Here is a 9,916-nt window from a genome sequence, read left to right as displayed (position 1 = left end):
GGCCGCGTCATCGGTCGGGCTCGTGGGCCCGTCGGGCGTCGGCCCGACCGCGGTGCGTGCCCGCTCGGCCCGCGCGCCCGAAGCGAGCCGGAGGATGTCGGCGCGCAGGCCGTCGGCGAGGGCGGAGCCGAGGTAGGCGAGCTGCACGTTCGCCGACTGGCCTGCGACCGAGAGCTCGAGCTTCGCCGTGCCGAAGAGTCGTGCGAAGAGCGGCCGGGTCACGTTGATGCCCTGCACGCGGTCGAGACGGGCGCTCCGATGCGAGCGGAACAGGATGCCGCTGCGCACCTCGACCGCCTCGCGCGTGATGCGGAACGTGTGCATGCGCCACGACAGCCAGAACCCGATGATCACGGCCACGATGAGGACCGCGAGGGCGAGCACTGCCCAGCCGACGAGCCCGTTCGAGACGATGCCCCCGATCGGGTCGTTCGCCCAGTCCTGGCGCCAGTTGCCGTACCCCTCTTCGATGCCGGGGCCGATGTCGGGAGCGAAGATGACGAGGAAGAAGTCGATGACGCGCTCGCGCATGTTGGCGATGATGAACCCGAGCACGGCGATGAACACGAGGCCGCCGCGCAGCAGCGGGCTCGCAGGATGCAAGCGGTGCCACTCGCCGTCGGCGAGGTTCGTGACCCGCGGCGCGGGAGTGCTCACAGCCCCGCCCGGCGCGTCTCTGCGAGCGCGACGAGCTCGTCGCGCAAGCGGTCGGCCTCCTCGATGGGCAGACCGGGAACAGTCACCGCGGTGGCGGCGGCAGCGGTCACGAACTTGAGGTCGGCCAGTCCGAGTGCACGAGCGACCGGTCCACGGGTGATGTCGACGAGCTGCATGCGGCCGTAGGGCACCGCGACCTGCCGCTGGAACATGATGCCGCGCCGGAAGAGCAGGTCGTCTTCACGCAGACGGTAGGCGATCGAGCGCACGCGGCGCGGCTCGAACGCGAGGCTGACGAGCGACATCACGCCGACGGCGATCGCGGCCCACAACGCCCACGGCTGCCCGAAGACCAGGAAGGCGATGAGGAACGCGCCCACGAAGATCACGAGGCCGATGAGCGACCCGACGATCTCGACGACGAGGTACTTCGGGGAGACGCGACGCCACCCGGTGTCGGAGGCCGAGGCATCCGACCCCATCTGCTGCACGACCTCGCCCTGCTCGCGGCCGTCGTCACGGAGGTCAGGCATGGGCGTGCTCTTCTTTCTCGAGGTCGGTGTCATCTGGCGGCAGGGTGCAGAAGTGCTCGGCGATGAGGCCGGCGGCGAGCAGCAGCGCCGCCCCGACCGCCGTCGCGATCGCGAGCCACACGGTCTCGCCGGCCGGGAGCACGCTGCGGGTGAGCACGAACAACGCGATGCCGATGCCGATGCCGAACACGAGCGCGCCGCTCAGGCTGCACGCCTTCGCGAGCACGGCCGTGCGCATCGCCCGGAACGGGTCGAGGTGCTTCGTGGCCTTGCCCTTCACCGCGCGGCGGATCGGCCATGCGAGCGCGATGACGATCACGGCGACGCCGACGAGCGTGATTGGAAGGGAGATCGGCGGCACGAGCGCCTTCGACCCGGCGGTCACGATCGAGAGCTCGCCGAGGTAGCCGATCACGAGCCCCGAGAGCGTGAAGGCGATGAGGGTCGAGGCGGGCGTGCGCTTCATCGGCGCACCACCTCGTCGGCCGCGGCACGCCGGAGTTCGGCGATCGGGCCTCGAGCGGGGAGCACGGCGTCGGGTTCGACGTCGAGCCACGGCTGCAGCACGAACGCGCGCTGCCAGGCTCGCGGATGCGGCAGCTCGAGGCGCTCGTCGGCGAGCTCGATGCCGCCGAAGTCGATGAGATCGAGATCGAGCGTGCGGTCGCCCCAGTGCTTCGTGCGTTCGCGGCCGTGTTGCTGCTCGACGCGCTGCAGCACGTCGAGGAGGGCGTGCGGCTCGAGCGTCGTCTCGACCGCGATGACGCCGTTCAGGTATCGCGGCGCGTCGACCTCGGCCCCGGCGTCGGTGATCGCCACCGACTCGTACACGGGAGAGACGGCGACGAGCACGACCCCGTCGGTCTCGGCGAGCGAACGGGTGGCCGAGACGATCGTGGCCTCCCGGTCGCCGAGGTTCGCGCCGAAGGCGATGACCGCGCGCGTCACGCCCGGCCTCGCACGATCGTCACCGCGACATCCGTGAACGGCACGGTGATGGGGGCTTGCGGCTTGTGCACCGTGACCTCGACCTCCTCGACCGCGGGGAACGCGAGCGCGACGCTCGCGACGCGCTCTGCGACGGTCTCGATGAGGTCGACGGGATCACGCTCGACCGCGGCACTGATCGCCTCGGCGAGCTCACCGTAGTGCACGGTGCGTGCGAGGTCGTCGCCGGATGCCGCGGCCGCGAGGTCGACTGCCACGGAGACGTCGATCACGAACTCCTGGCCCGCCTCGCGCTCGAAGTCGAAGACGCCATGGTGCGCGCGCACGCGGACGCCCGTGAGCGTGATCCGATCGCGCGTCTTAGCCACGTGCTCCACTCTGCCACGCTCCGAGCACGTCGAGGGCGCGACGCGTGCTGCGCACGTCGTGCACGCGCACACCCCAGGCGCCAGCTTGGGCCGACAGCACGCTCACGACGGCGCTCGGCAGGTCTCGCTCCTCGACGGGCGCGTCGTCGGGCAGCATCGCGCCGAGGAACCGCTTGCGCGAGGCGCCGATGAGCAACGGCAGGCCGAGGCCGGCGAGCACGTCGAGCCGGCCGAGCAACTGCCAGTTCTGCTCGCCGCGCTTGGCGAATCCGAGGCCCGGGTCGAGGATGAGACGCCCCGGATCGACCCCCGCCGCCACGAGCGAGTCGATGCGGGTCGCGAGCTCGTCGCGCACCTCTGTGGCGACGTCGGTGTACTCGGCGAGGGAGTCCATGCGGTCGGAGTGCCCGCGCCAGTGCATCGCGACGTAGTGCACGCCCGTCTCGGCGGCGATGCGGCCCATCGCGGCATCCGCGAGCCCTGCCGACACGTCGTTGATGATCTCGGCGCCCGCCTCGACCGCGGCGAGGGCCGTCGCGGCTCGCATGGTGTCGACGCTGACCCGGATGCCGCGGCCGGCGAGCTCGCGGATGACCGGCACGACCCGCCGCAACTCCTCTTCGGGCTCGACGCGCGCGGCGCCCGGCCTCGTGGACTCGCCGCCGACATCGAGCAGGTCGGCACCGTCGGCGACGAGTTCGAGCCCGTGTGCGATCGCGGCGTCGGCGTCGAACCAGCGACCGCCATCGCTGAACGAATCGGGCGTCACGTTGACGACGCCCATGACGAGGGTGCGGCCGCCTCGAGCCGAATCCGACCCGGCGCCGTCGGGTCGGCTCAGCTGCCGATCTTCGGCATCAGGCATCGCTGCTGTTCCCGATGAGCGCGATGATCTCGGCCCGCGCCGCGGGTGACGCGAGGGCACCGCGACTCGCGATCGTGACCGTCGAGCTGCGCTCCTGGCGGGAGCCGCGGGTCGTCACGCAGCGGTGCTGCGCGTCGAGCACGACGAGCACGCCCTTCGGGTCGAGGCCCGCCTGCAGCGTGTCGGCGATCTCCTCGGCGAGGCGCTCCTGCAGTTGCGGCCGGCTCGCGAGGGTGTCGACGACGGCTGGGATGCGCCCGAGACCCACGACCCGCTCGTTCGGAAGGTAGGCGACGTGCGCCGTGCCGACGAACGGCAGCAGGTGGTGCTCGCATACCGAGCGGAACGCGAGGTCGCGGAGGATGACGGCATCGGAGGTGGCGGGCGCGCCGGCCTCGGTGGCGCCCAGCGGCACCGTGTCGGCGAGGTGGCTCAGCGGGTCGACGTCGAGTCCGGCGAAGAACTCGGCGTAGGCCTCGGCAACGCGCTGAGGGGTGCGCGTGAGGCCCGGCCGGTCGGGGTCTTCGCCGATCGCGAGCAGGATCTCGAGCACCGCACGCTCGATGCGACGAGCGTCCACTCCCGCCATGGCACCACCTTCGGGTCGAGGGAAGATTACGCCGTCGCGGGCCGCGGCTTGGTGCGCGGCGTGCGAGCAGCCGCTCCGTCGTCGATCGGAGACTGTCCGGATCCGGAGTCCACGCCGCCGTCGACGGCGCCCTGGTCGATCGGCAGCTTCTCGGAGGGGAACGAGATCGGCGGCCGGTCGGAGACGGGACGATCGGTGCTCGAGAGCCACTGCGGCCGCTCGGGCAGCTTCTTCACGTTCTTGAAGAGCTCGGCGATCTGGTGGTGATCGAGCGTCTCGTTCTCGAGGAGCTCGCCCGCGAGGACGTCGAGGATGTCGCGGTTGTCGTTGAGCACCTGCCACGCCTCGTCGTGCGCCTGCTCGATGAGCGACCGCACCTCGGTGTCGACCTTCAGGGCGACCTCTTCGGAGTAGTCGCGCTGGTGGCCCATGTCGCGGCCGAGGAAGACCTCGCCCTGCGACTGGCCGAGCTTGATCGCCCCGACGTTCGCGCTCATGCCGTATTCGGTGACCATCTTGCGCGCCGTCGCCGTGGCCTTCTCGATGTCGTTCGAGGCGCCGGTCGACGGATCGTGGAAGACGATCTCTTCGGCGACACGGCCGCCCATCGCGTAGGTGAGCTGGTCGAGCAGCTCGTTGCGGCTGACCGAGTACTTGTCTTCGAGCGGCAGCACCATCGTGTAGCCGAGGGCCCGACCGCGCGGCAGGATCGTGATCTTCGTCACGGGGTCGGTGTAGTTCATCGCCGCCGCGGCGAGCGCGTGGCCGCCCTCGTGGTAGGCAGTGATGAGCTTCTCTTTGTCCTTCATGACGCGCGAACGACGCTGCGGGCCCGCGATCACGCGATCGACCGCCTCGTCGAGGGCGCGGTTGTCGATGAGCTGGGCGTTCGAGCGCGCCGTGAGCAGCGCGGCCTCGTTCAGCACGTTCGCGAGGTCGGCACCAGTGAATCCGGGCGTCTTGCGCGCGAGCACCTCGAGGTCGACGCCCTTCGCGAGCGGCTTGCCCTTCGAGTGCACCTCGAGGATCTTCCAGCGGCCCTTGAGGTCGGGAGCGTCGACGCCGATCTGCCGGTCGAAGCGGCCGGGACGCAGGAGCGCGGGGTCGAGGATGTCGGGGCGGTTCGTCGCCGCGATGAGGATGACGTTGGTCTTCGGGTCGAAGCCGTCCATCTCGACGAGCAACTGGTTGAGCGTCTGCTCGCGCTCGTCGTGACCGCCGCCGAGACCTGCTCCGCGGTGACGTCCGACGGCGTCGATCTCGTCGACGAAGATGATCGCCGGGGCGTTCTGCTTCGCCTGCTCGAAGAGGTCGCGAACGCGGCTCGCGCCGACGCCGACGAACATCTCGACGAAGTCGGAACCCGAGATCGAGTAGAACGGCACGCCGGCCTCACCGGCGACCGCGCGGGCGAGCAGCGTCTTGCCCGTTCCGGGAGGGCCGTAGAGCAGCACGCCCTTGGGGATGCGCGCGCCGACGGCCTGGAACTTGGCGGGCTCCTTCAGGAACTCCTTGATCTCGTGGAGCTCCTCGATCGCCTCGTCGGCGCCGGCGACGTCGTCGAACGTGACCTTCGGGCTCTCCTTCGAGACGAGCTTGGCCTTCGACTTGCCGAACTGCATGACGCGGTTGCCGCCGCCCTGCATGCCCGAGAGCATGATCCAGAAGAAGAGGCCGATGAGCACGAGCGGCAACAGGATGCCGAGCATCGAGAGGAACCAGTTCGGCTGGGGCACCTCGTCGTTGAAGCCGTCTTTCGGGTTGGCGTCGTCGATCGCGGCGACGATGTCGGGCCCGCGCGGCGTGACGTAGTAGAACTGCACCTGCGTGCCGAGGTCTTCTTCGGCCTTCGCGAGCGTGAGGTCGACGCGGTTCTCGCCATCGACGATCTTCACCGCCGCGACCTTGCCGTCGTTCAGGAGCTCGAGGCCCTCTTGCGTCGAAACCTCGCGGAAACCGGAGGCCGTGATGAGGCTCGATCCGATCCACACGGCGACGATCGCGAGCAGGATGTAGATGATCGGCCCGCGCAGGATCTTCTTGATGTTCATGGTGCTCAAAGGCTACATGGGGGTTACTGCACGAGGGCTGCGTGTTCGCTGTGGGCTATGCGACCGCCGCCGGCGGCGCCGTCTCACCGAGCGGATGCCGCATGGCGCGAGCGGCGAAGGCCGAGCATGTACGGCATGCCCAGGCCCAGCGCCACGGCCGTCCTCCCGAGGCGTCCCTGCCACGACGGCGCGGGCAGCGGCGGGAGCGAGCCCTCGACATCTCCGACGTCCACGAAGTAGGCGCGGACGGTTCCGAAGCCCTCGAGTTCCGGCGAGACCTCGTGCACGGGTGCAGACAGCGAATCCTCAGCGGTGCGGTAGAGCTCCTCGGAGAGCAGGACGTACTCGGGAATCGCGACCGGGTTCTTCAGCAGGCGATGGACGAGGATGACGTCGATCCCGACGAGCTTGATGCGCTCCCGGATGGTCTGGATGGCCACGTCGCCGATGTGCGCCACGAACTTCAGCTTGAGGTCGGCCGCGCCCTTGCACCCCGTGCACGGGCACAGGTTCGCCGTGACGTACTGCCGCTCGAGATGGAAGGCCCGATGCATGGTGACGGCGACCCTGAGGATCTCGAGGATCGCGGTGTCGGTCTCGACTGCGTCGGCCTGGCGGGAGAGGAAGGCCGCGTCGCCCTCGATCTCGATGAGGTCGAAGCCGGGAGCGGCATCGATCATCTTCTCGAGCATGCGCGCGGTGTTGACCTCGGCGTGCGCGAGACTCATGCGGTGGGAGCTCATGTAGTCGGTGTAGCCGCTGATGTCTGCGATCAGTAGCACCGCACGTCCGGACTCCATGCCTCACCATCCCACCAACGCCCGAGCTTCACAACCGAAAGAATCTCAGGATTGTGCCGGCGGTTCCCCGAACGGGTCCTTCGGCTCGTAGCGGTGCAGCAGGTCGTCGACGACCGTCGCCGCCTGTCGAGCGCTCGGCGTGTACCCGAGGACGACGGGAAGGAATCGGTCAGAGCCCAGCGCCTGCATCCGGAGCTCGCTCCTGGCCACGACGGTGGCCGTTCGGCGGGTTCGGCGGAGCAACGCGATCTCTCCGAAGCCCTCTCCCGGGCCGAGCGTTGCCACGACTTTTCCGTCGCCCACCACGTCGGCCTCGCCCGACTCGATGACGAAGTAGCGGTCGCCGATCTCCCCCTGGGTGAACACGACGTGGCCTGCGGGCACCGTGACCGGCTCGAGGCCGCGGGCGAGCTGCTCGACGGACGGCAGCGGCAGGGTGCGGAACATGGGCACCTGCTGGAGCAGTCCGATCTCCTCGTCGAGGACATCGACCGACCGGTCGAGGGCCCGCAGTCGCCACCACGCCGCCACCGCGAGCACCGGGCAGACCAGCCCGACCGCGATCAGCGCGCCCTGGACCCCGAACCAGGCGACCATCATCGATGCGACGACGGCGCCGATCCCGATGAACACCGCCACCAGGCTCTCGAGCACGCCGAAGACGCGTGCGAGCACCTCGTCGGGAGCCATCCTGCCGATGAGCGTGAACCCGGCGAGATCGATCAGGGCGTTGCCGACGCCGATGAACGCGAGCAGGCCCAGCGCCGCCGACTGCTGGGGAACCAGGGCGACGAGGGTGAGCGGCAGTCCCCACAGTCCGACCCCGACGGCGTACCACGCGCCCAGTCGCCCGGAGCCGACGAGGAGCGAGGCCGCGAGCGATCCGAGCACCGCGCCCACCCCGACCGCGGTCATCAGGGCGCCGACGCCGGGCTCGCCGGTGCCCAGCAGCTCGATCGCGACCACCACGGAGAACACGGTGAGCGCGCCCCGGGTGAGGGCCTGTGCCGCTGCGAGACCGAGGATGAGCGTCAGGTCGCGGTTCCGCGTGACGGCCCGAACACCGTCGAGAGCCTCCCTGCCCAGATTGGAGCGCCTCGGCGCCGGTGGGCGAGGAGGGGCTTCGTACCGGAGCCGCACCAGCAGCGCAGCCGCCCAGAACGAGGCGGCCGCTGCGACCGCGAACACGACGTCGACACCGGTGAACTGGAGCAGCACCGCGGCCAGGAGGGGGCCGACGAGCGTGGCCGCGGAGTCGAGCAGTCCCCGCACCATGTTGGCGCTCGCGAGCTCGTATCCGGTGCTGCACAGCGACGGCAGGAGCGCGGAGTGCGCCGGGCGGTAGAGGGTGGCGGCGATCGTCGACAGCACGGCGAGCGCGTAGACGACCACCGTCGGGCCGGACACCGCGACGACCACTGCGGCGGCAGCGGTCGCGACCCCCCGCACGATGGACACGAGGATGAGCACCCGCTCCCGGCGCCCTCGGTCGGCGATGGGGGACAGCAGCGGCGCCAGGATCGCGGACGGCACCATGCGGAGCAGTCCGACGAGGCCCAGGGCGGTCGCGCCGCCGTCGCGGTAGGCGACGATGCCGAGCGCCACGGTGAAGGCCCACTCGGCGGTCCAGGCTCCGAGGAAGCTGAGCTGGGCACGGCGGAGGTTGGGGTTGCGCGCGTTGCTCGAGAAGGCAGCCGCTGCGTCGCGGACCCTGCTGCGGCGCCGGCCATCGCCCATGGGATGACTCTAGGGCCAGCAGCCCAGCAGCTCAGCTGTAGATGTGCGGCGCGAGAATCGCGACATCGCGCAGGTTGCGGTAGCGCTCGGCGTAGTCGAGGCCATAGCCGACGACGAACTGGTTCGGGATGTCGAAGCCGAGGTACTTCACCGTCACGTCGACCCTCGCGGCATCCGGCTTGCGAAGCAGGGCGCAGATCTCGACGGATGCCGTGCCCCGCGACTTCAGGTTGGCGAGCAGCCAGCTCAGGGTGAGGCCCGAGTCGATGATGTCCTCGACGATGAGCACGTGGCGACCGGTGAGGTCGGTGTCGAGGTCTTTCAGGATGCGCACGACGCCGCTCGACTCCGTGCCGGCGCCGTACGACGAGACCGCCATCCAGTCGGTGCGCACGTGCGGGCGGAGCTCGCGGGCGAGGTCGGCCATCACCATGACGGCGCCCTTCAGCACGCCGACGAGCAGGATCTCACGCCCTTCGTAGTCGGCCTCGATGCGGCGGGCGAGTTCGGCGAGCTTCTCCTGGATCTGGGCTTCGGTGACGAGCACTTCGGTGAGGTCGGCTTCGATCTCGCGCGCGTACATGCTGCTCCCCTGGGTCGTCGGCGTCGGATGCCCCGAGCCTACCTTCGCGCGAGGTCAGCGCGCCGCGAACTCGATACGGCCGGCGCTGCGCGTGACGCGGATGCCGGCGGGCAGGTCGATCGGCCCCTGGCCGTGCCAGTCGGTCACGAGGCGGGCGACCTCGATGGTCTGTGCGCGCGAGAGCGAGACGCCGAACTCGCTCAGCACCACGTGCCGGATGATGCGCTGCCGGAGCGCCGCGGGGTTGGCGGTGAGCGCACCGACCGACACGGCGATGCCGGCCTCGGACGGCTCGCAGATCTCCTCGATGAACTCGTCGATCTGCTCGGAGAACGCCTCGTCGTCTTCACGCAACTGCTCGGCGGTGCGAGCGAGCGCCTCGGCGATGCCGGGGCCGAGCTCCGCCTCGAGCACGGGAAGCACTCGCTCGCGCACTCGCACTCGCGCGTAGCCGCGGTCGACGTTGTGCGGGTCGTCCCAAGGGGTGAGCCCGGCATCAATGCACGCCTGCCTCGTGGTCTCGCGGCGGATGCCGAGGAGCGGGCGGGCGAACCGTCCGGTGCGGGAGGGCATGCCCGCGAGGCTCGCGGCGCCCGAGCCGCGAGCGAGCCCGAGCAGTACCGTCTCGGCCTGGTCGTCGAGCGTGTGGCCGAGCAGTACGAGCGCGGCATCCGTCTCGGCTGCGGCCGCCTCGAGCGCCGCGTACCTCGCCGTGCGGGCCGCCGCCTCGGGGCCGCCCTCGCCCGTCACCTCGACGCGGCGCACGAGCACCGGATCGAGGCCGA

The 9,916-nt window shown here is 70.3% G+C and carries 12 protein-coding genes; all 12 read right to left on the bottom strand.

Features of this window, described 5'->3' with window-relative positions; genetic code table 11:
- The coding region (locus ESP51_RS19845; RefSeq protein ID WP_241843278.1) for a PH domain-containing protein at window positions 1–657 on the bottom strand (657 nt) is incomplete at its 3' end.
- Window positions 654–1,139 carry a PH domain-containing protein gene (locus tag ESP51_RS19840; protein WP_373426273.1) on the bottom strand — a complete coding sequence of 162 codons (486 nt, stop codon included), beginning with the start codon at window positions 1,137–1,139 and terminating at the stop codon, window positions 654–656. The genes ESP51_RS19840 and ESP51_RS19845, both read right to left, overlap by 4 nt.
- A 43-nt stretch (window positions 1,140–1,182) precedes the next feature.
- On the bottom strand, window positions 1,183–1,656 hold the full coding sequence (locus ESP51_RS19835) for a DUF3180 domain-containing protein (RefSeq protein ID WP_129522594.1): 474 nt from the start codon (window positions 1,654–1,656) through the stop codon (window positions 1,183–1,185).
- Window positions 1,653–2,138 carry a 2-amino-4-hydroxy-6-hydroxymethyldihydropteridine diphosphokinase gene (folK, locus tag ESP51_RS19830; RefSeq protein ID WP_129522593.1) on the bottom strand — a complete coding sequence of 162 codons (486 nt, stop codon included), beginning with the start codon at window positions 2,136–2,138 and terminating at the stop codon, window positions 1,653–1,655. The genes ESP51_RS19835 and folK overlap by 4 nt, the downstream gene beginning before the upstream one ends.
- Window positions 2,135–2,506: a dihydroneopterin aldolase gene (folB, locus tag ESP51_RS19825; RefSeq protein ID WP_241843277.1), complete on the bottom strand. Its 372-nt coding sequence runs from the start codon at window positions 2,504–2,506 to the stop codon at window positions 2,135–2,137. Before folB ends, folK begins: the two co-directional genes overlap by 4 nt.
- Window positions 2,499–3,290 (bottom strand): dihydropteroate synthase, encoded by a 792-nt coding sequence (gene folP, locus ESP51_RS19820; protein WP_241843279.1) that lies wholly within the window; start codon window positions 3,288–3,290, stop codon window positions 2,499–2,501. Before folP ends, folB begins: the two co-directional genes overlap by 8 nt.
- Window positions 3,291–3,363: 73 nt before the next feature.
- The gene (gene folE / locus ESP51_RS19815; protein WP_129522590.1) at window positions 3,364–3,960 is read right to left on the bottom strand and encodes a GTP cyclohydrolase I; all 597 of its coding nucleotides are present in this window, start codon (window positions 3,958–3,960) and stop codon (window positions 3,364–3,366) included.
- A gap of 26 nt (window positions 3,961–3,986) precedes the next feature.
- Window positions 3,987–6,011 (bottom strand): ATP-dependent zinc metalloprotease FtsH, encoded by a 2,025-nt coding sequence (gene ftsH, locus ESP51_RS19810; protein WP_129522589.1) that lies wholly within the window; start codon window positions 6,009–6,011, stop codon window positions 3,987–3,989.
- 83 nt (window positions 6,012–6,094) lie between these two features.
- Complete coding sequence (locus ESP51_RS19805) at window positions 6,095–6,811, bottom strand: DUF2652 domain-containing protein (protein WP_129522588.1); 717 nt, start codon at window positions 6,809–6,811, stop codon at window positions 6,095–6,097.
- A gap of 45 nt (window positions 6,812–6,856) precedes the next feature.
- Window positions 6,857–8,548, bottom strand: coding sequence for an MFS transporter (locus ESP51_RS19800; RefSeq protein ID WP_129522587.1), 1,692 nt, complete (start codon window positions 8,546–8,548; stop codon window positions 6,857–6,859).
- A 31-nt stretch (window positions 8,549–8,579) separates the two neighbouring features.
- On the bottom strand, window positions 8,580–9,131 hold the full coding sequence (gene hpt / locus ESP51_RS19795) for a hypoxanthine phosphoribosyltransferase (RefSeq protein WP_129522586.1): 552 nt from the start codon (window positions 9,129–9,131) through the stop codon (window positions 8,580–8,582).
- A 54-nt stretch (window positions 9,132–9,185) separates the two neighbouring features.
- Window positions 9,186–9,916 (bottom strand): tRNA lysidine(34) synthetase TilS (gene tilS, locus ESP51_RS19790; RefSeq protein WP_129522585.1); only part of this gene is annotated, 731 nt, incomplete at its 5' end.

The sequence above is a fragment of the Agromyces albus genome (assembly GCF_004134825.1).
GTDB lineage: Bacteria > Actinomycetota > Actinomycetes > Actinomycetales > Microbacteriaceae > Agromyces > Agromyces albus.
Note: the sequence above shows the minus strand (reverse complement) of the source record. Positions and strands in the feature narration are given on the sequence as shown.